18 protein-coding genes are annotated in these 17,626 nt (G+C 72.3%); 15 read left to right on the top strand and 3 right to left on the bottom strand.

From position 1 onward, the window contains the following. Positions 1-72 precede the first annotated feature (72 nt). The 5 genes from FGF04_RS34825 to FGF04_RS34805 all read left to right on the top strand — a co-directional run bounded on the left by FGF04_RS34825 (position 73) and on the right by FGF04_RS34805 (position 5,047). Positions 73-471, top strand: coding sequence for a YraN family protein (locus tag FGF04_RS34825; protein ID WP_149515379.1), 399 nt, complete (start codon positions 73-75; stop codon positions 469-471). Then, positions 471-2,093 (top strand): YifB family Mg chelatase-like AAA ATPase, encoded by a 1,623-nt coding sequence (locus FGF04_RS34820; protein ID WP_149515378.1) that lies wholly within the window; start codon positions 471-473, stop codon positions 2,091-2,093. Before FGF04_RS34825 ends, FGF04_RS34820 begins: the two co-directional genes overlap by 1 nt. Further along, a complete protein-coding gene (dprA, locus tag FGF04_RS34815; RefSeq protein ID WP_149515377.1) occupies positions 2,090-3,265 on the top strand; it encodes a DNA-processing protein DprA in 1,176 nt (391 codons plus the stop codon). The genes FGF04_RS34820 and dprA overlap by 4 nt, the downstream gene beginning before the upstream one ends. 272 nt (positions 3,266-3,537) lie before the next feature. Next, on the top strand, positions 3,538-4,374 hold the full coding sequence (gene whiG / locus FGF04_RS34810; RefSeq protein ID WP_149515376.1) for an RNA polymerase sigma factor WhiG: 837 nt from the start codon (positions 3,538-3,540) through the stop codon (positions 4,372-4,374). 115 nt (positions 4,375-4,489) lie between these two features. Further along, positions 4,490-5,047: a TetR/AcrR family transcriptional regulator gene (locus tag FGF04_RS34805; protein WP_149515461.1), complete on the top strand. Its 558-nt coding sequence runs from the start codon at positions 4,490-4,492 to the stop codon at positions 5,045-5,047. Here the strand turns inward: FGF04_RS34805 and FGF04_RS34800 are convergent. Next, positions 5,001-5,525, bottom strand: a complete 525-nt coding sequence (locus tag FGF04_RS34800; protein WP_408055707.1) for a peptidoglycan DD-metalloendopeptidase family protein — start codon at positions 5,523-5,525, stop codon at positions 5,001-5,003. The genes FGF04_RS34805 and FGF04_RS34800 overlap by 47 nt on opposite strands. A gap of 557 nt (positions 5,526-6,082) precedes the next feature. Between FGF04_RS34800 and rpsB the strand changes: the two genes are divergently transcribed. From rpsB to FGF04_RS34775, 5 genes are all read left to right on the top strand, one after another. After that, positions 6,083-7,015: a 30S ribosomal protein S2 gene (gene rpsB, locus FGF04_RS34795; RefSeq protein ID WP_149515374.1), complete on the top strand. Its 933-nt coding sequence runs from the start codon at positions 6,083-6,085 to the stop codon at positions 7,013-7,015. A gap of 152 nt (positions 7,016-7,167) precedes the next feature. Further along, entirely contained in the window at positions 7,168-8,004 is an 837-nt protein-coding gene (gene tsf, locus FGF04_RS34790) for a translation elongation factor Ts (RefSeq protein ID WP_149515373.1), read from the top strand. A 210-nt stretch (positions 8,005-8,214) separates the two neighbouring features. Further along, positions 8,215-8,985 (top strand): UMP kinase, encoded by a 771-nt coding sequence (gene pyrH / locus FGF04_RS34785; RefSeq protein WP_149515372.1) that lies wholly within the window; start codon positions 8,215-8,217, stop codon positions 8,983-8,985. Between the two features lie 120 nt (positions 8,986-9,105). After that, on the top strand, positions 9,106-9,663 hold the full coding sequence (frr, locus tag FGF04_RS34780; RefSeq protein WP_149515371.1) for a ribosome recycling factor: 558 nt from the start codon (positions 9,106-9,108) through the stop codon (positions 9,661-9,663). After that, positions 9,663-10,790 carry a phosphatidate cytidylyltransferase gene (locus FGF04_RS34775; protein ID WP_149515370.1) on the top strand — a complete coding sequence of 376 codons (1,128 nt, stop codon included), beginning with the start codon at positions 9,663-9,665 and terminating at the stop codon, positions 10,788-10,790. Before frr ends, FGF04_RS34775 begins: the two co-directional genes overlap by 1 nt. 110 nt (positions 10,791-10,900) lie before the next feature. On the opposite strand, the gene FGF04_RS34770 is transcribed toward FGF04_RS34775, so the two are convergent. Beyond that, the gene (locus FGF04_RS34770) at positions 10,901-11,149 is read right to left on the bottom strand and encodes a hypothetical protein (RefSeq protein WP_149515369.1); all 249 of its coding nucleotides are present in this window, start codon (positions 11,147-11,149) and stop codon (positions 10,901-10,903) included. Then, positions 11,146-11,490: a DUF6233 domain-containing protein gene (locus tag FGF04_RS34765; protein ID WP_149515368.1), complete on the bottom strand. Its 345-nt coding sequence runs from the start codon at positions 11,488-11,490 to the stop codon at positions 11,146-11,148. The genes FGF04_RS34770 and FGF04_RS34765 overlap by 4 nt, the downstream gene beginning before the upstream one ends. 115 nt (positions 11,491-11,605) lie before the next feature. Between FGF04_RS34765 and rlmN the strand changes: the two genes are divergently transcribed. From rlmN to FGF04_RS34740, 5 genes are all read left to right on the top strand, one after another. Next, entirely contained in the window at positions 11,606-12,712 is a 1,107-nt protein-coding gene (gene rlmN, locus FGF04_RS34760) for a 23S rRNA (adenine(2503)-C(2))-methyltransferase RlmN (RefSeq protein ID WP_149515367.1), read from the top strand. A gap of 243 nt (positions 12,713-12,955) precedes the next feature. Further along, entirely contained in the window at positions 12,956-14,077 is a 1,122-nt protein-coding gene (locus tag FGF04_RS34755) for a thiamine ABC transporter substrate-binding protein (protein ID WP_149515366.1), read from the top strand. Continuing rightward, positions 14,053-15,756, top strand: coding sequence for an ABC transporter permease (locus FGF04_RS34750; protein ID WP_188114357.1), 1,704 nt, complete (start codon positions 14,053-14,055; stop codon positions 15,754-15,756). The genes FGF04_RS34755 and FGF04_RS34750 overlap by 25 nt, the downstream gene beginning before the upstream one ends. A 2-nt stretch (positions 15,757-15,758) precedes the next feature. Then, positions 15,759-16,790: an ABC transporter ATP-binding protein gene (locus tag FGF04_RS34745; protein WP_149515364.1), complete on the top strand. Its 1,032-nt coding sequence runs from the start codon at positions 15,759-15,761 to the stop codon at positions 16,788-16,790. Between the two features lie 9 nt (positions 16,791-16,799). Continuing rightward, positions 16,800-17,626, top strand: an 827-nt coding sequence (locus FGF04_RS34740) for a maleylpyruvate isomerase family mycothiol-dependent enzyme (RefSeq protein WP_149515460.1), incomplete at its 3' end; no start/stop codon positions are given.

Below are 17,626 nucleotides of genomic sequence, written 5' to 3'. Positions count from 1 at the left end.
CGGGCGGCCGTCCACCAAGATCCAATAGCTGACCCGGACGGGTCCACTGTTGGCGCCGGAGGTGGTGCCGACATGAATACATCCAAGGCATCCGACGCGCCCACGGCGTCCAAGGCGCGCAATGCGCTCGGCAGGTACGGCGAGGACCTGGCCGTACGGCGGCTGACCGAGACCGGCATGACGGTCCTGCGGCGCAACTGGCGCGCGGGCAGGACCGGCGAGATCGACATCGTGGCCCGGGACGGTGACGCCCTGGTGGTCTGCGAGGTCAAGACCCGCCGCGCCGGGGCCTTCGAGCACCCGATGGCCGCCGTGACCCCCGTCAAGGCCCGGCGGCTGCGCGGCCTCGCGGAGCGCTGGCTGCAGGAGCACGGAGGGGCCCCGCCCGGCGGCGTCCGCATCGACGTCGTGGGCGTGGTGCTGCCCGACCGCGGCGCCCCCGTCGTGGAGCACGTGCGAGGGGTGGCCTGATGGGCTTCGCGCGTACGTGCTCGGTGGCCCTCGTGGGAGTGGACGGCGTCGTCGTCGAGGTCCAGGCGGACCTGGAGCCGGGGGTCGCGGCCTTCACCCTGGTGGGGCTGCCCGACAAGAGCCTGACGGAGAGCAAGGACCGGGTCAGGGCGGCCGTGGTCAACTCGGGCGGCGAGTGGCCGCAGAAGAAGCTCACGGTGGGCCTCAGCCCCGCCTCGGTGCCCAAGGGCGGCAGCGGGTTCGACCTGGCCATCGCCTGCGCCGCGCTGGGCGCCTCCGAGCGCATCGACCCGCGGGTGCTCTCCGACATCGTGATGATCGGCGAGCTGGGCCTGGACGGGCGGGTCCGGCCCGTCCGGGGCGTGTTGCCGGCCGTGCTGGCCGCGGCCGACGCCGGGTACGAGCAGGTGGTGGTGCCGGAGTGCGCCGCCGCCGAGGCGTCCCTGGTGCCGGGCGTCTCCGTGCTCGGCGTCCGCAGCCTGCGGCAGCTCATCGCCGTCCTCACCGACGAACCCGTGCCCGACGAGGACCCGGACGAGCAGGGCCGGACCGATCCGCTGGCGGGCCTGCGGATGCCGGGCACCGGCGCGGCCACCGGCATGCACGGCGTGGGAGCCGCGCAGTACGACCACGGGCACGACCTCTCCGACGTCGTCGGCCAGCTCTCGGCACGGACCGCGGTGGAGGTCGCCGCGGCCGGCGGCCACCACCTGTTCCTGGAGGGCCCGCCGGGCGCCGGCAAGACGATGCTCGCCGAGCGGCTGCCCGCCATCCTGCCGCGGCTCGCCCGTCAGGAGTCCTTGGAGGTCACGGCCGTCCACTCGGTCGCCGGGCTCCTGCCGCCCGGCAAACCCCTGGTCGACGTCGCCCCCTACTGCGCCCCGCACCACTCGGCGACCATGCAGGCCCTGGTGGGCGGAGGCCAGGGCGTGGCACGTCCCGGCGCGGTCTCCCTCGCCCACCGGGGCGTGCTGTTCCTCGACGAGACCCCCGAGTTCAGCAGCCACGCCCTCGACGCGCTGCGCCAGCCCCTGGAGTCGGGGCACGTGGTGATCGCGCGCAGCGCCGGTGTGGTGCGCTTCCCGGCACGGTTCCTGATGGTGCTCGCGGTCAACCCCTGCCCCTGCGGCCGCTTCTCCCAGCGGGACACCCTGTGCGAGTGCTCGCCCTCCGCGATCCGCCGCTACCAGGCCCGGCTCTCCGGGCCGCTGCTCGACCGCGTCGACCTGCGGGTCGAGGTGGACCGCGTCACCCGTTCCCAGCTGACGGAGCGGGGCGCGCGGGGCGAGTCCACCGAGACGGTCGCCGACCGGGTCCGGGCGGCCAGGGAGCGGGCCGCCGCCCGTCTGACGGACACTCCCTGGCGCACGAACAGCGAGGTCCCGGGCCGCGAGCTGCGCAGCCGGTGGTACGCGTCCCCGGGCGCCATGGACGACGCGGAGCGCAGCCTGGAGCGCGGCGTGCTCACCGCCCGGGGGCTCGACCGCGTGCTGCGGGTCGCCTGGACCGTCGCGGACCTCGCCGGCCGGGACCGCCCCGGGGCGGCGGACGTGACGCTCGCGCTGCAGCTGCGCACCGGGGTCCCGCGCGGGGTGCCGATGGCGATCGGGGCGCCCTCGTGAGCGTCGTGGTCGGGGAGGGGGACGGCGACAGGGACGGGGAGCGGCTCCACCGGGCTCTGCTGGCCCGTGTCGTCGAGCCCGGGGACGAGATCTGCGGGCGGTGGCTCCGGGAGCGGGGAGCGGGAGAGGTGGCCCGGTGCCTCACCGGGCACGGAGAGCGGCTGCCCGGTGTGACGGACACCCGGTGGACGGGTCTGCGGGCCCGTGCCGACCGGGCCGACCCACGGCGGGACCTGGCTGTGGCGCGGGAGTCGGGGACGCGGTTCGTGTGCCCGGGCGACGCCGAGTGGCCCGCCCAGCTGGACGACCTGGGGGACGCCGGACCGGTCGGGCTGTGGGTGCGCGGGCTGCCCAGCCTGCGGATGTGGGCCCTTCGCTCCGTCGCGGTCGTGGGGGCCCGGGCCTGCACCGAGTACGGCGCCCACATGGCGTCCACGCTGGGCGCCGGGCTCGCGGAGCGGGGCTGGGTCGTGGTCTCCGGAGGCGCCTACGGAGTGGACGGGGCCGCCCACCGCGGCGCGCTCGGGGCGGGCGGTGCCACCGTCGCCGTGCTCGCCTGCGGCGTCGACCGACCCTATCCGCCGGGGCACACCCGGTTGATCGACAGGATCGCCGAACAGGGCCTGGTGGTCGGCGAGTTGCCGCCGGGCGATCATCCGACACCGAGCAGGTTCATCCTGCGCAACCGGGTCATCGCGGCGCTGACGCGCGGCACGGTGGTGGTGGAGGCGGCCCACCGCAGCGGCGCGTTGGTGACCGCCCGGGCCGCGCAGCGGCTGGGCAGGTTCACGATGGGGGTACCCGGCCCGGCCACCAGCGGCCTCTCGGCAGGGGTGCACGAACTGCTGCGCGGGGAGGCGGTGCTGGTCACCGACGCCGCGGAAGTGGCCGAGCTGGTCGGTGACATGGGCGAGCTGGCGCCTGCCAGGCGCGGGCCCGTACTGCCGCGCGACCTGCTGGAACCGGCGGCCGCCCGGGTGCTGGCCGCGCTGCCGGCCCAGGAGGCGGTGTCACCGCGGGAGATCGCCGAAGGCGCCGGGACGAGCGAGGACGACGCGGTCGCGAGACTGTACGAACTCCGCTCACTTGGCTTCGTGGAACGACACGGCGACGGCTGGAAGTTGACACGCCAGGCCGTTGTGTCCGTCGGCACGGACCGGGGGCGCCGCTGACCGAGCGTGTTCGGCCGTCCGGGGGACTCCCCGAACTCCTTGGAGTTTCCCGGAGTTGACGCCTCCTGGCGGTCACGCACGGCGACGGCCAGGCCCTCGCGGGACCCCGAGCGGAACGTATCTGCGCACGGTGAGTCCACCCCTGTTCGCACACTGCGACTCTCCAGTCACGCTACGCTCGCATGGATTCCGACTCAGACAGGCAACTCGACATCAGACCGACAGCTCACGCAGTTACGACCAGTTCACTGCAGAACGGCACAAGGCGACGCATGCCCCAGCACACCTCCGGGTCTGACCGGGCGGCCGTTCCCCCCGCTGCCCGAGGCGGCGGGAGGCCGCCCGCCCCCTCGACGCTCGACGAGCTGTGGAGGTCGTACAAGGCGACAGGCGACGGGCGGCTGCGCGAGCAGCTGATCCTGCACTACTCACCGCTGGTGAAGTACGTGGCGGGCCGGGTGAGCGTGGGGCTGCCGCCCAACGTGGAGCAGGCCGACTTCGTCTCCTCGGGCGTGTTCGGGCTGATCGACGCCATCGAGAAGTTCGACATCGGGCGGGAGATCAAGTTCGAGACGTACGCGATCACCCGGATCCGGGGCGCGATGATCGACGAGCTGCGCGCGCTGGACTGGATCCCCCGGTCCGTGCGGCAGAAGGCCCGCAACGTCGAGCGGGCCTACGCGACGCTGGAGGCGCGGCTGCGGCGCACCCCGTCCGAGGTCGAGGTGGCCGCCGAGATGGGGATCGCGGTCGAGGAGCTGCACGCGGTGTTCGGCCAGCTGTCGCTGGCCAACGTCGTGGCCCTGGAGGAGCTGCTGCACGTCGGCGGTGAGGGCGGCAACCGGCTGAGCCTGATGGACACCCTTGAGGACACCGCGGCCGACAACCCCGTGGAGGTCGCCGAGGACCGTGAGCTGCGGCGTTTCCTGGCGCGGGCCATCAACACGCTGCCCGAGCGGGAGAAGACGGTGGTCACCCTCTACTACTACGAGGGGCTCACCCTCGCCGAGATCGGCCATGTGCTCGGGGTGACGGAGAGCCGCGTCAGCCAGATCCACACCAAGTCGGTCCTGCAGCTCCGGGCGAAACTGGCGAGCTTCGGGCGCTGACCCGGCGGGCCGGCCCCCTCGGAAGGCAGGTGGACCAGCCCTCCCGGGCGGAAGACTCCCGTCCTGGGCGAGGCGTCCGTAAAGTGGATGCGTGCCAAGGATTCGAGCGGCCTCCGTGGCCGAGCACCGGTCGATGCAGCGAGCCGCCCTGCTGGACGCGGCACGGTCACTGCTGTCCGAGGGCGGGACGGACGCGCTGACGTTCCCGGCGCTCGCCGAGCGGACCGGTCTCGCGCGGTCCTCCGTGTACGAGTACTTCCGTTCCAGGGCGGCTGTCGTCGAGGAGCTCTGCGAGGTCGACTTCCCGCTCTGGGCCGCCGAGGTCGAGACGGCGATGTCGCTGGCCGGGACGCCCGAGGGCAAGGTCGAGGCGTACGTCCGCAAGCAGCTCGCCCTCGTCGGGGACCGGCGGCACCGGGCCGTGGTGGCGATCTCCGCGAGCGAGCTCGACGCGGGCGCGCGCGAGAAGATCCGCGCCGCGCACGGCGGGCTCGTCGCGATGATCGTGGAGGCGTTGCGGGACATGGGGCACGAACAGCCCCGGATGGCCGCGATGCTCCTCCAGGGAATGGCGGACGCGGCGGTCCGCAGGATCGAACTCGGCGCGGCCGAGGAACCCGAGGTCATCACCGAGGCCGCGGTCGCGATGGCCCTGCGCGGCGTCCGGGGCTGAGCCGCCGGGGTCGCTCACCGGCCGGGGCGGCCCGCCCGGCCGGCTGCCCGGGTTCCGGTACCCCCGTGACCGGCAGCAGACGGGACGGGCCCCTGGCCAGCAGCCACGGAGGCAGCAGGGCCAGCGGGTCCAGGTAGGTGTCCCCGCGGCGCAGGCCCCAGTGCAGGCACGACGCCGGGCAGTGGCGGTCCGGCGGTTCCAGTACGCCCACCACCTCGCCCGCGGTGACCTCGGCGCCCTTCTCCAGGGTCGCCCGCACCGGTGCGTACGTGGTGCGCAGGGGCGGTGTCCCCGTACCGGTCAGCTCGACCGAGACGACCGCGCGGCCCGCGACCCGGCCCGCGAAGGAGACGCGGCCGGAGGCCACGGACCGGACCGGGGTGCCGGGGGCCGCGGTGAGGTCGAGCCCCCGGTGGCCCCGCCCGTAGGCGGTCGCCGGCGGCTCCCAGCCGCGCGCGACCGGCGGCCGCGACCCCACCGGCCAGACACGACCGACCGGGGGAACGGCCGGCCCCGCCCCACCCGCGGACCCGCCACCTGCGGACGTGCTGCCGGGCCCGCCACCCGCGGACGCACCACCGGGCCCGCTGCCCCCGGACGCGCCCCCGGACATGCTGCCCGGCCCGCCGTCCCGGGCCGTGGCCGCAGGGCCGTTCGGGATCAGGCCCAGGAGGAGGCCGAGGATCAGGACGGCGGCCGGGGCCAAGGCACGCGGCGGCGCCGGCGGCGTACGAAGGAAACGATCTGCTCGCATGCGAGAACGGTCCCCCGGCCGCCGCGAAGAAGGGGATCATGGCCAGGATCTGTGGAGTACCCGTCGGTTGTGGACAACGGCGTCATCCGGCGCCTCGCGGGTCCCGTACACTTCTTGTGGCGATCCGGGTCACCGGGTCGACTTCGCACGCCCCGACACCAGGCCTTCGAACAGCCGGTGTCAGCGCCCCTCGGTCCCTTGTGGCAAGGCGCAACGCGGGCGTCAGGCGCGACCGCCGTCCGGCGGACGCGGCACAACCGAGAACACCAAGGAGTACGGCCATGGCCGTCGTCACGATGCGGGAGCTGCTGGAGAGCGGCGTCCACTTCGGTCACCAGACCCGTCGTTGGAACCCGAAGATGAAGCGCTTCATCTTCACGGAGCGCAACGGCATCTACATCATCGACCTGCTCCAGTCGCTGTCGTACATCGACCGCGCCTACGAGTTCGTCAAGGAGACCGTCGCCCACGGCGGCACGGTCATGTTCGTCGGTACGAAGAAGCAGGCGCAGGAGGCCATCGCCGAGCAGGCGACCCGCGTCGGCATGCCCTACGTGAACCAGCGCTGGCTGGGCGGCATGCTCACCAACTTCTCGACCGTCTACAAGCGTCTGCAGCGCCTCAAGGAGCTTGAGCAGATCGACTTCGAGGATGTGGCCGCGTCCGGCCTCACCAAGAAGGAGCTGCTCGTCCTCTCCCGCGAGAAGGCCAAGCTGGAGAAGACCCTCGGCGGTATCCGCGAGATGTCCAAGGTGCCCAGCGCCGTCTGGATCGTGGACACCAAGAAGGAGCACATCGCGGTCGGTGAGGCCCGGAAGCTCAACATCCCGGTCGTCGCCATCCTCGACACCAACTGCGACCCCGACGAGGTCGACTACAAGATCCCGGGCAACGACGACGCGATCCGCTCCGTCACCCTGCTCACCCGCGTGATCGCCGACGCCGTCGCCGAGGGCCTCATCGCCCGCTCCGGCGCCGGCAAGGCCGCCGAGGGTGACAAGGCCGCCGGCGAGCCGCTCGCCGCGTGGGAGCGCGACCTGCTCGAGGGCGGCGAGAAGAAGGCCGACGAGACCGCTGCCGAGGCGCCCGCCGCCGACGCTCCGGCCGCCGACGCCGAGGCCCCCGCCGAGACCCCTGCCGAGGCGCCCGCCGCCGACGCCGAGGCCCCGGCTGCCGTCGAGGCCGAGAAGCCGGCCGACGCCGAGCAGGCCTGACACTCCGGCGTCACGGTTGAGTGAGGGCGGGCGGCGCCCGGTGCGCCGCCCGCCGTTCACCCCCAGCCCGTAGATCTTCGGTGGACGCCCGCCCGATCAGCGGCGGACGCCGACTGCAGAGACTTCGAACTCCGAGAAGAGATTCACAGATCATGGCGAACTACACCGCCGCCGACGTCAAGAAGCTCCGTGAGCTCACGGGCGCCGGCATGATGGACTGCAAGAAGGCGCTGGACGAGGCCGACGGCAACGTCGACAAGGCCGTCGAGGCGCTGCGCATCAAGGGCCAGAAGGGCGTCGCCAAGCGCGAGGGCCGCTCCGCCGAGAACGGCGCCGTGGTCTCCATCATCGCCGACGACAACACCTCCGGTGTCCTGGTCGAGCTGAAGTGCGAGACGGACTTCGTCGCCAAGGGCGAGAAGTTCCAGGCCGTCGCCCAGCAGATCGCCCAGCACGTCGCCGCGACCTCCCCGGCCGACATCCAGGCGCTCCTCGCCTCGGAGATCGAGTCCGGCAAGACGGTCCAGGCGTTCGTCGACGAGGCCAACGCGAACCTGGGCGAGAAGATCGTCCTGGACCGCTTCGCGCAGTTCTCCGGCACCTACGTGACCGCGTACATGCACCGCACCATGCCCGACCTGCCCCCGCAGATCGGTGTCCTGGTCGAGCTGGACAAGGCCGACGCCGCCCTCGCCAAGGGCATCGCGCAGCACATCGCCGCCTTCGCGCCGAAGTACCTCTCCAAGGAGGACGTCCCGGCCGAGGTCGTCGAGTCCGAGCGCCGCGTCGCCGAGGAGACCACCCGCGCCGAGGGCAAGCCCGAGGCCGCGCTCCCGAAGATCGTCGAGGGTCGCGTCAACGGCTTCTTCAAGGAGGCCACCCTCCTCGGCCAGCCGTACGCGCTCGACAACAAGAAGTCCGTCCAGAAGGTCCTGGACGAGGCCGGTGTCACCCTGAAGCGCTTCTCGCGCATCAAGGTCGGCATCTGAGTCCGTACCGCGATCGACGTGCGATCCCGCTAGGGTCGACAGCAGTCGTCCGGGCGGGTCGCGCAACCCGCCGCCCGCGGACGCGCGGACGACAGCAGATCTGACGAGGAGGCCACCGCCGCGCATGGGATGCGAACGACACCCCACCGGCAGTGGCCTCCTTCGTATGTGCGACCCGTATGTGCGACACGTAGAAGAGGCGAGATTGCCATGACCACCACCCAGGCCGACAAGGACGAAAAGGGCGACACCGGCAAGGGCGCCGGCCGCTTCCTGCTGAAGCTCTCCGGTGAGGCGTTCGCCGGTGGCGGGGCACTCGGCGTCGACCCCGACGTGGTGCACACGATGGCGCGGGAGATCGCCGCGGTGGTCCGCGGCGGCGCCCAGATCGCCGTCGTCATCGGCGGCGGCAACTTCTTCCGCGGCGCCGAACTCCAGCAGCGCGGCATGGACCGGGCCCGCTCGGACTACATGGGCATGCTCGGAACGGTCATGAACTGCCTCGCCCTCCAGGACTTCCTGGAGAAGGAGGGCATCGACTCGCGCGTGCAGACCGCCATCACCATGGGGCAGGTCGCCGAGCCGTACATCCCGCTGCGGGCCGTGCGCCACCTGGAGAAGGGCCGCGTGGTCATCTTCGGCGCCGGGATGGGCATGCCGTACTTCTCCACGGACACCACCGCCGCCCAGCGCGCCCTGGAGATCGACGCCGAGGCGCTGCTGATGGGCAAGAACGGCGTGGACGGGGTCTACGACTCCGACCCGAAGACCAACCCCGGAGCGGTCAAGTTCGACGCGCTCAGCTACGGCGAGGTCATCACCCGCGACCTCAAGGTCGCGGACATGACCGCGATCACGCTGTGCCGCGACAACAAGCTCCCCATCCTCGTCTTCGAGCTCCTCACCGAGGGCAATATCGCTCGGGCGGTCAAGGGTGAGAAGATCGGCACGCTCGTGGGTGACCAGGGCGGTCGGGCCTGATCGGGGGATGGACAATGTCCTGCCGGTCGGGAACCGTGCAGGAATAAGACGCGACGCAGCCGGCCGCCTACCCTCCGAGGAACCGCAGCCGGGCCTACTCAAGATACGCAGGAGCAAGTGGTGATCGAAGAGACCCTCCTCGAGGCCGAGGAGAAGATGGAGAAGGCCGTCGTGGTCGCCAAGGAGGACTTCGCCGCGATCCGCACCGGCCGTGCGCACCCGGCGATGTTCAACAAGATCGTGGCGGACTACTACGGCGCGCTGACACCGATCAACCAGCTCGCCTCGTTCTCGGTGCCCGAGCCCCGCATGGCCGTGGTGACCCCGTTCGACAAGAGCGCGATGCGCAACATCGAGCAGGCGATCCGCGACTCCGACCTCGGCGTCAACCCGAGCAACGACGGCAACATCATCCGGGTGGTGTTCCCCGAGCTCACCGAGGAGCGCCGCAAGGACTACATCAAGGTCGCCCGCACCAAGGCCGAGGACTCCAAGATCTCGATCCGTTCCGTGCGCCGCAAGGCCAAGGACGGCATCGACAAGCTGATCAAGGACGGCGAGGTCGGCGAGGACGAGGGCCGCCGTGCCGAGAAGGAGCTCGACGACACCACCGCGAAGTACGTCGCGCAGGTGGACGAGCTGCTCAAGCACAAGGAAGCGGAGCTGCTTGAAGTCTGATGAACGACTCTTCCTGGGGGGCGCCGCCACAAGCCGGGTACTGGGGGCCGTCCGACCAGGGGCCTGTCCAGGGGGCTGCCCCGGCGGGTCCCGCGTACGATGCGTACCACGCGCAGCAGACTCGCCCCATGCCCATCGTGCCCGACGTACCCGCGCATGGCGGCGGAGACCAGGATGACGACCGGGGGGCCGCTCGGACGGGCGGCCCCCTGTTCCGCGACGAGACGCCGTCGACGCCGCCCTTCCAGGCTCCGTCGCAGAATCCGGAGCCCATGACCAGCGCCGCACACTCCGCACCCGCGCCGCCGAAGAAGAGCGCGGGCCGCGATCTGGGCGCTGCCATAGGGGTCGGCGTCGCCCTGGGCGTCGTGATCGTCGCGTCGTTGTTCGTCGTCAAGGCCGCCTTCGTCGGCGTCATAGCGGTCGCCGTCGTCGTCGGCCTCTGGGAGCTGACGTCGAGGCTCGCCGAGCGCAAGAACATCAGGGCGCCGCTGGTGCCGCTGGCGCTGGGCGGTGCGGCCATGGTCGTCGCCGGTTACCTCCGCGGGACCGAGGGCGCCTGGGTGGCGATGGCGCTCACCGCGGTCGCGGTCCTGGTCTGGCGGATGACGGAACCGCCCGAGGGATACCTCAAGGACGTCACCGCGGGGGTCTTCGCGGCCTTCTACATCCCCTTCCTGGCCACGTTCGTGGCGATGATGCTCACCGCGGACGACGGCGCGTGGCGGGTCCTCACGTTCCTGGTGCTGGCCGTGGTCAGCGACACGGGGGCGTACGCCGTCGGGTGGCGCTTCGGCAAGCACAAGCTCGCTCCGCGCATCAGCCCCGGCAAGACCCGCGAGGGCCTGTTCGGCGCGATCGTCTTCGCGATGGCGGCGGGCGCTCTGTGCATGCAGTTCCTCATCGACGACGGCACCTGGTGGCAGGGCCTGATCGTCGGCTTCGCGGTCGCGGCCAGCGCCACGCTCGGCGACCTCGGCGAGTCGATGATCAAGCGCGACCTGGGCATCAAGGACATGGGCACGCTGCTCCCGGGCCACGGCGGGATCATGGACCGGCTGGACTCGCTGCTGCCCACGGCCCCCGTGGTGTGGCTGCTGCTGGTGCTGTTCGTCGGCTCGGGCTGACGGCGGGCGGACGGACGTACCGCACAGACATATCGCACGGACGTATCGCACGGACACGAGGACCCCCGGCCCGGCAGGCCGGGGGTCCTTTGCGTAGCGGGCCGGGGGTGCTAGCCCGCGCCGTAGTCGTGCGGGCGGCCGCCCTGCCACCGCACCCACCGCGGGTCGTCCAGCAGCGCCTCCGCGTCCGGCAGCCCGGCGCGGCGCAGGAACTCGACCACGTCGGCGTCGCTGTGGGCGAGACCCGCGACCCGGTCGCGGATCGACACCCGGCGCCCGCGGCCGCCCGCCGGCCGGTGCACGACGATGGGCGCCGCCCCTTCCCCGCCGGCCTCCGCGCCGTCGCCGTCGCCGTTCACAGCACACCTAGATCGGTGTCGGGCCGGCAGTAGGGGCATGCGGTGACGCCGTCCTCGGTGAGCGCGCGCAGCGCCTGGTCCCGTTCCAGCGGTCTCGTGTGCTTGCCCGCCATCCCGCAGTCGTGCCGGTGGACGGACTCGGGCGCGGGCGCACCGCCCGCCCGCCGCACCGCGAGCCGGTACCCGGACGCGGGCGACGCCACCGTCGTACGGACCGCACGGGCGGCGACCACCTCCTGCCGCTCCAGCTCGGCGATGGTGTCGTCGGTACGACGCAGCTGCCAGACCAGCCATTCGCGGACGGTACGCAGACGATCCAGGCGGGACACTTTTTCAAACACGAGTTCGATTCTAGGTCCTGGAGGGACCGCTGTGACAGTGCCCCCGCCCCAGGAGTCACGGCCCGCCGATCGGCCGAACGGGTCACATGATTCGATCTGCGACACTGGAAGGGTTATGCCTGCACCCGGAGAACTCACATTCGTCGCCCCCCGCGGAGCCAAGAAGCCGCCGCGGCACCTTGCCGATCTCACGCCCGCCGAGCGTAAAGAGGCCGTCGTCGCGGTCGGTGAGAAGCCGTTCCGTGCCAAGCAGCTCTCGCAGCACTACTTCGCGCGGTTCGCGCATGATCCGGAGCAGTGGACCGACATCCCCGCCGGATCGCGCGCCAAGCTGCAGGAGGCGCTGCTGCCCGAGCTGATGACGGTCGTGCGGCACCTGTCCACTGATGCGGACACCACCCGCAAGACCCTCTGGCGGCTCTTCGACGGGACTCTCGTCGAGTCCGTGCTGATGCGCTACCCGGACCGGGTCACCATGTGCATCAGCTCGCAGGCCGGGTGCGGGATGAACTGCCCGTTCTGCGCGACCGGGCAGGCCGGTCTCGACCGGAACCTGTCGACCGGCGAGATCGTGCACCAGATCGTGGACGGGATGCGCGCCCTGCGGGACGGCGAGATCCCCGGCGGTCCGGCGCGGCTCAGCAACATCGTCTTCATGGGCATGGGCGAGCCCCTCGCCAACTACAAGCGGGTCGTCCAGTCCATCCGGGCCCTCACCGACCCCGAGCCGGACGGGCTCGGGCTGTCCCAGCGCGGGATCACCGTGTCGACCGTCGGTCTCGTCCCGGCCATCCACCGGTTCGCCGACGAGGACTTCAAGTGCCGCCTCGCCATCTCCCTGCACGCACCGGACGACGAGCTGCGCGACACCCTCGTCCCGGTCAACACGCGGTGGAAGGTGCGGGAGGTGCTGGACGCCGGCTTCGAGTACGCGGCCAGGTCGGGGCGCCGGCTCTCCATCGAGTACGCGCTCATCCGGGACATCAACGACCAGGCGTGGCGCGGTGACCGGCTCGGGCGGATGCTCAAGGGCAAGCCGGTGCACGTGAACCTGATCCCGCTGAACCCGACGCCGGGCTCCAAGTGGACCGCCTCGCGGCCCGAGGACGAGAAGGCGTTCGTCGAGGCGATCGCCGCGCACGGGGTGCCCGTCACCGTCCGGGACACCCGTGGCCAGGAGATCGACGGGGCGTGCGGGCAGCTCGCGGCCACCGAGCGGTAGCGAGCGCTGTCCCGGCACTGTCCGGGCGGTAGTCTGGCAGCGTTCGTACACACATCTTCATATTCCGACAGGGGAGCGCCACAGCGCTGAGAGTGCGGGACAGCCCGCAGACCCTCTGAACCTCGCCCAGGTCATTCTGGGTAGGAAGTTCGGTCACTACTCAAGCTGTTGCGCCCTGCCCGGGATCCGACCGAGATCCCGGGCAGGGCCGCGTCTCTTCCTGGTCAGCCCAGGAGGAACACCATGAGCACCACCAGTCCCACCAGTACCGCCGGCACCGTCCGGAGCATCACCGCCGTCCTCGCGGCGACCGGGCTCGGCCTCGCCGCGCTCACCGCGTGCGGCTCGTCCGACTCCGGCGACGGGAGCGACGGGGGCTCCGGCTCCAAAACCGTGACCCTCGTCAGCCACGACTCCTTCGCCTACAGCAAGGACGTCCTCAAGGACTTCGAGGAGAAGTCCGGGTACGAGGTCAAGGTCCTCAAGGACGGCGACGCCGGGCAGGCCGTCAACAAGGCGATCCTCACCAAGGGCAACCCGCAGGGCGACGTCTTCTTCGGCGTCGACAACACCCTGCTGTCCCGCGCCCTCGACAACGGACTGTTCCAGCCGTACGAGGCCGAGGACGCGGACCTGGTCCTGCCCGGGTACCGGGCCGACACGGACGAGCACCGGGTCACGCCCATCGACTCCGGCGACATCTGCGTCAACTACGACAAGGCCTACTTCAGCGAGCGCAAGCTGGCGCCGCCGACGTCCTTCGACGACCTGGTGAAGCCCGCGTACAAGAACCTCCTCGTCACCGAGAACGCCTCCACCTCCTCGCCCGGCCTCGGCTTCCTGCTCGGCACCGCCGCGCGGTACGGCGACGACGGCTGGCAGGGCTACTGGAAGAAGCTCAAGGCCAACGGCGTGAAGGTCGTCGACGGCTGGGAGCAGGCCTACAACGAGGAGTTCTCCGGGTCCGCCGGCGGCAAGAAGGCCAAGGGCGACCGGCCGCTCGTCGTCTCGTACGCCTCCTCGCCGCCCGCCGAGGTGATCTACGCCGACCCGCGGCCGAAGACCGCGCCGACCGGGGTCGCGGAGGACACCTGCTTCCGCCAGGTCGAGTACGCGGGCCTGCTGAGCAACGCGAAGAACCCGAAGGGCGGCAAGGCGCTGGTCGACTTCCTGCTCAGCAAGGAGTTCCAGGAGGACATGCCGCTCAACATGTTCGTCCAGCCGGTCCGCGAGGGCGCCCAGGTGCCGCGGGAGTTCACGGAGTTCGGACCGCAGGCCGAGGACCCGGAGACCCTGGACCCCGCGAAGATCGCCGACCACCGTGACGACTGGGTCAAGTCGTGGACCTCGCTCGTACTGAAGTAGGGCCGGGCGCCGGGGCGAAGCCGCGTCCCCGCCCCCGTACGGGGAACGCGGCGCGGCTCGGGCTCATGGCCCTGCCCGTCGCGTTCTTCGCGGTCTTCTTCGCCTACCCGGTCGCGGCCATCACCGCCCGTGGGCTCAAGAGCGACGGGACCTGGCGGTTCGGGCGCATCTGGGACGTGCTCGCGCAGCCCGACATCCGGCACGTCCTGTGGTTCACCACCTGGCAGGCGCTCGCCTCGACCGCGCTCACCCTGCTGATCGCGCTCCCCGGCGCGTACGTCTTCGCGCGCTTCGACTTCAGGGGCAAGCAGGTCCTGCGGGCCGTCGTCACCGTGCCGTTCGTCCTGCCGACCGTCGTCGTGGGCACCGCCTTCCTGGCGCTGCTCGGGCGCGGCGGGCTGCTGGACGAGCTGTGGGGCGTACGCCTGGACACCACCGTGTGGGCCATCCTGCTGGCGCACGTCTTCTTCAACTACGCGGTCGTCGTGCGCACGGTCGGCGGGCTCTGGTCGCAGCTCGACCCGCGGCAGGAGGAGGCCGCGCGGATGCTCGGCGCCTCACGGTTCGCGGCCTGGCGCCGGGTGACGCTGCCGGCGCTCGGCCCCGCCGTGGCCGCCGCCGCGCTCATGGTCTTCCTGTTCACCTTCACCTCCTTCGGCGTCGTGCAGATCCTCGGCGGCCCCACCTTCTCGACGCTTGAGGTCGAGATCTACCGGCAGACCTCGGAGATCTTCGACCTCTCGACGGCCGCCGTGCTCACGCTCGTCCAGTTCGCCGCCGTGGGCGCGATCCTCGCCGTCCACGCGTGGACCGTACGGCGGCGGGAGACCGCTCTGCGCCTGGTCGACGCTGCCTCGACCGCGCGGCGGCCGCGCGGCGCGGGGCAGTGGGCGCTGCTCGCTGCCGTCCTCGCCACGATCGCCGTGCTGCTGGTCCTGCCGCTCGCGGTCCTGGTCGAGCGGTCCCTGGACGCGCCCGGCCTCGGTTACTACAGGGCGCTGACCAGCGACGAGGGCGGCCTCTTCCTGGTGCCGCCGATCGACGCCGTCGGCAACTCGCTGCGGTACGCCCTCGCCGCCACCGCCGTCGCGCTGGTGATCGGGGGTCTCGCGGCCGCCGCCCTCACCCGCCGGGACGCCGGCCGGCTGGTACGGGGCTTCGACGCGCTGCTGATGCTGCCGCTCGGCGTCTCCGCCGTGACCGTCGGCTTCGGTTTCCTCATCGCGCTCGACGAGCCGCCGCTCGACCTGCGCAGCAGCTGGATCCTCGTGCCGCTCGCGCAGGCGCTGGTGGGCGTCCCCTTCGTCGTACGGACCATGCTGCCGGTGCTGCGGGCGGTGGACGGCCGGCTGCGCGAGGCGGCGGCGGTGCTCGGCGCCTCGCCCTGGCGGGTGTGGCGCGAGGTCGACCTGCCGATGGTGCGGCGGGCACTGCTGATCGCCGCCGGGTTCGCCTTCGCGGTGTCGCTCGGCGAGTTCGGTGCGACCGTCTTCATCGCGCGGCCCGACAACCCGACGCTGCCGGTCGCGGTGGCGCGGCTGCTGGGGCGGGCCGGCGAGCTCAACTACGGGCAGGCCATGGCCCTGTCGACGATCTTGATGGTGGTGTGCGCGGTGGCGCTGCTGGCCCTGGAACGCCTGCGCATTGGCCTTCGTTCCGACCGGACGGGAGAGTTCTGACGATGCTCAAGCTCGATGGGGCGACCGTGCGGTTCGGCGGGCGGGCCGTGCTCGACGCCGTCGGCCTCGACGTCGCCGAACACGAGATCGTGTGCGTCCTCGGCCCCAGCGGCAGCGGCAAGTCGACCCTGCTCAGGGCCGTCGCCGGACTCCAGCCGCTGGACGGCGGGCGGGTGTTCCTGGACGGCCGCGACCTCGACGGCGTGCCCGCGCACAAGCGGGGCGTCGGCCTGATGTTCCAGGACCACCAGCTGTTCCCGCAGCGGGACGTGGCCGGCAACGTGACCTTCGGGCTGCGCATGCACGGCGAACCGAAGCAGCGGCGGGCCGCGCGCGTCGAGGAGCTGCTGACGCTCGTGGGGCTGCCGGACGCGCACGGGCGGGCCGTCTCCTCCCTCTCCGGCGGCGAGCAGCAGCGGGTCGCCCTCGCCCGCGCCCTGGCCCCCCGGCCCCGGCTGCTCATGCTCGACGAGCCGCTGGGCCAGCTGGACCGCTCGCTGCGCGAACGGCTGGTGGCCGAACTGCGGGAGCTCTTCGGCGCGCTGGGCACCACCGTGCTCGCCGTCACCCACGACCAGGGCGAGGCCTTCGCGCTCGCCGACCGGGTCGTCGTGATGCGGGACGGGCGGATCGCCCAGTCGGGCACGCCGCTGGAGGTCTGGCAGCGTCCGGCCGACGCGTTCGTGGCCCGGTTCCTCGGCTTCGAGAACGTGAGCGCGGCGACCGTCACCGGCGAGGCCGCGGACACCCCCTGGGGCAAGGTCCCGGTGCCCGCCGGCTCGCGGCAGGGCGAGGTCACGCTGCTCGTGCGGCCCGCGGGCGTACGGCTCGTACCGGCCGGGCAGGGGCTGGCGTGCACGGTGGCCGCACGCACCTTCCGGGGCACCCACGTCGCCGTACGGCTGCAGCCCGAGGGCGCACCGAGGCTGGAGGCGGCGTGCGCGCTGCGGGACGCGCCGGAGACCGGGGAAGAGGTCGGGGTGGCCTTCGACGCCGCCGAAATCGTCGTGCTCGGCGGGGGCGCCGCGGCCTAGGGTGCCCCCATGACGTCATGGGGGCACGAACGTTACTGCGATGAAGTCGTCGGGCAGACCGCGCTGCTGCGGGCCCACCTGGCCGGAGCCGACCTGGGCGCGACCGTGCCGACGTGTCCGGACTGGACGCTGCGGCAACTCGCCGTGCACGTCGGCGAGTCGCACCGCTGGGCCGGGCACATCGTGCGCACGGGAGCGACCGAGGAGGTGGCGCCCGAGGACGTGGCGGGCACGCAGGGGCCCGCGGACGGCGACCCGGCCGCGCTGGACGCCTGGCTCGCGGAGGGCGCCGAGCTGGCCGCAGGGGCCTTCCGTGCCGCCGGGGCCGACGCTCCGGCGTGGTCCTGGGCGTGGGAGCACACGGCCGGGTTCTGGGCGCGGCGGATGACGCACGAGACGCTGGTCCACCGGGCGGACGCGGCCGCTGCCGTCGGGGACCTGGGGACGTTCGAGGTCGCCCGGGACCTGGCGGCCGACGCGATCGACGAGTGGCTGGAGATCGTGCGGTTCGGGCAGCGGACGGACCCGGACGATCCGGTGCGGGAGCTGTGGGGCGGCGGGCGAAGCATCCATCTCCATGCCACGGACGGTGGTGTCGGCCCCGATACCGGTGCCGGTGCCGGGGCGGGCCCCGGGGCCGAGTGGATCGTCGAGTTCGGCGACGACGGGTTCGACTGGCGGCGCGGCCACGAGAAGGCGACGGTGGCCCTGCGGGGGCCGCTGACGCAGGTCCTGCTGGCCTTCTACCGGCGGCTGCCGGCGGAGGACGGCCGGCTGGAGGTGCTGGGGGAGCGGGGGTTGCTGGACGCGTGGCTGGAGCGGGCGTCGTTCGGCTG

Source organism: Streptomyces apricus, from assembly GCF_008369065.1.
Lineage (GTDB): Bacteria > Actinomycetota > Actinomycetes > Streptomycetales > Streptomycetaceae > Streptomyces > Streptomyces apricus.
The sequence above is the reverse complement of the archived record's forward strand: the minus strand, read 5'-3'. Positions and strand labels throughout refer to the sequence as shown.